General features: G+C 54.5%; 1 rRNA gene. It reads right to left on the bottom strand.

Annotated elements, in window-relative coordinates:
• Positions 1 to 2827, bottom strand: a 23S ribosomal RNA gene (locus QPL98_RS19295); the annotation flags it as partial.
• Positions 2828 to 2850 lie beyond the last annotated feature (23 nt).

The raw sequence follows: 2850 nt of genomic DNA, 5'->3' as shown, positions 1-2850 counted from the left end.
CCTATCAACGTCCTGGTCTTGAACGGCTCTTCAGGAGGCTCGAGGCCTCGGGGAGATCTCATCTTGGAAGGGGCTTCCCGCTTAGATGCTTTCAGCGGTTATCCTGTCCGAACATAGCTACCGGGCAATGCCACTGGCGTGACAACCCGAACACCAGAGGTTCGTCCACTCCGGTCCTCTCGTACTAGGAGCAGCTTTCCTCAAATCTCCAACGTCCACGGCAGATAGGGACCGAACTGTCTCACGACGTTCTAAACCCAGCTCGCGTACCACTTTAAATGGCGAACAGCCATACCCTTGGGACCGGCTTCAGCCCCAGGATGTGATGAGCCGACATCGAGGTGCCAAACACCGCCGTCGATGTGAACTCTTGGGCGGTATCAGCCTGTTATCCCCGGAGTACCTTTTATCCGTTGAGCGATGGCCCTTCCATACAGAACCACCGGATCACTATGACCTACTTTCGTACCTGCTCGACGTGTCTGTCTCGCAGTCAAGCGGGCTTGTGCCATTACACTAACCGCACGATGTCCGACCGTGCTTAGCCCACCTTTGTGCTCCTCCGTTACGCTTTGGGAGGAGACCGCCCCAGTCAAACTACCCACCACACAGTGTCCTCAACCCCGATAAGGGGCCAGAGTTAGAACCTCAAACATGCCAGGCTGGTATTTCAAGGTTGGCTCCACCGGAACTGGCGTCCCGGTTTCAAAGCCTCCCAGCTATCCTACACAAGCATGCTCAAAGTTCACTGTGAAGCTATAGTAAAGGTTCACGGGGTCTTTCCGTCTAGCCGCGGATACACCGCATCTTCACGGCGATTTCAATTTCACTGAGTCTCGGGTAGAGACAGCGCCCCCATCGTTACGCCATTCGTGCAGGTCGGAACTTACCCGACAAGGAATTTCGCTACCTTAGGACCGTTATAGTTACGGCCGCCGTTTACCGGGGCTTCGATCAAGAGCTTCGCACGAATGCTAACCCCATCAATTAACCTTCCGGCACCGGGCAGGCGTCACACCCTATACGTCCACTTTCGTGTTTGCAGAGTGCTGTGTTTTTAATAAACAGTCGCAGGGGCCTGGTATCTTCGACCGGCTTCCGCTCCACCCGCAGGGGCTTCACGTACACACCGGCGTGCCTTCTCCCGAAGTTACGGCACCATTTTGCCTAGTTCCTTTACCCGAGTTCTCTCAAGCGCCTTGGTATTCTCTACCTGACCACCTGTGTCGGTTTGGGGTACGGTCTCGAATAGCCTGAAGCTTAGAAGATTTTCCTGGAAGCAGGGCATCAATGACTTCGCGCCCTTGGGCACTCGTCGTCGCGTCTCGGGATTGTGGACCCGGATTTGCCTAAGTCCACTCCCTACATGCTTAAACCGGGGCAACCGTCGCCCGGCTCACCTAGCCTTCTCCGTCTCTCCATCGCAGCTATCCAAGGTACGGGAATATTAACCCGTTTCCCATCGACTACACCTTTCGGTCTCGCCTTAGGGGCCGACTCACCCTGCGCCGATTAGCGTTGCGCAGGAACCCTTGGTCTTCCGGCGTGCGGGTTTTTCACCCGCATTGTCGTTACTCATGTCAGCATTCGCACTTCTGATACCTCCAGCATGCTTCTCAACACACCTTCGCAGGCTTACAGAACGCTCCCCTACCCCGCATACAAAGTATGCAGCCGCAGCTTCGGTGACCAGTTTGAGCCCCGTTACATCTTCCGCGCAGGCCGACTCGACTAGTGAGCTATTACGCTTTCTTTAAAGGGTGGCTGCTTCTAAGCCAACCTCCTAGCTGTCTGAGCCTTCCCACATCGTTTCCCACTTAACTGGTACTTTGGGACCTTAGCTGGCGGTCTGGGTTGTTTCCCTCTTCACGACGGACGTTAGCACCCGCCGTGTGTCTCCCGGATAGTACTCACAGGTATTCGGAGTTTGCATGGGGTTGGTAAGTCGAGATGACCCCCTAGCCCAAACAGTGCTCTACCCCCTGTGGTATTCGTCCGAGGCGCTACCTAAATAGCTTTCGGGGAGAACCAGCTATCTCCGGGCTTGATTAGCCTTTCACTCCGATCCACAAGTCATCCCCTGGCTTTTCAACGACAGTGGGTTCGGTCCTCCAGTGCCTGTTACGGCACCTTCAACCTGCTCATGGATAGATCGCCCGGTTTCGGGTCTATGCCCAGCGACTAATTCGCCCTATTCAGACTCGGTTTCCCTACGGCTCCCCTAAACGGTTAACCTCGCCACTGAACATAAGTCGCTGACCCATTATACAAAAGGTACGCCGTCACAGAACAAGTCTGCTCCGACTGCTTGTACGCATACGGTTTCAGGGTCTATTTCACTCCCCTCACAGGGGTTCTTTTCGCCTTTCCCTCACGGTACTGGTTCACTATCGGTCAGTCAGGAGTATTTAGCCTTGGAGGATGGTCCCCCCATGTTCAGTCAACGTTTCTCGTGCGCCGACCTACTCGATTTCACTGAACTCAGGTTTCGGATACGGGGCTATCACCCACTATGGCGGCACTTTCCAGAGCCTTCTCCTACCAGTTGTTCAGCTTAAGGGCTGGTCCCCGTTCGCTCGCCGCTACTTAGGGAATCTCGGTTGATTTCTTTTCCTCAGGGTACTTAGATGTTTCAGTTCCCCTGGTTCGCCTCTTACACCTATGGATTCAGTGTAAGATACCAACCCGAAGGTTGGTGGGTTTCCCCATTCAGAGATGTCCGGATCACAGCTCGTTTGCCAGCTCCCCGAACCTTATCGCAGGCTTCCACGTCTTTCATCGCCTCTGACTGCCAAGGCATCCACCGTATGCGCTTAGTTGCTTGACTATATAACCCCAAGACAACTGATC

The sequence above is a fragment of the Marinobacter sp. ST-43 genome, from assembly GCF_030541085.1.
Classification (GTDB): domain Bacteria; phylum Pseudomonadota; class Gammaproteobacteria; order Pseudomonadales; family Oleiphilaceae; genus Marinobacter; species Marinobacter nauticus.
The sequence above is the reverse complement of the archived record's forward strand: the minus strand, read 5'-3'. Positions and strand labels throughout refer to the sequence as shown.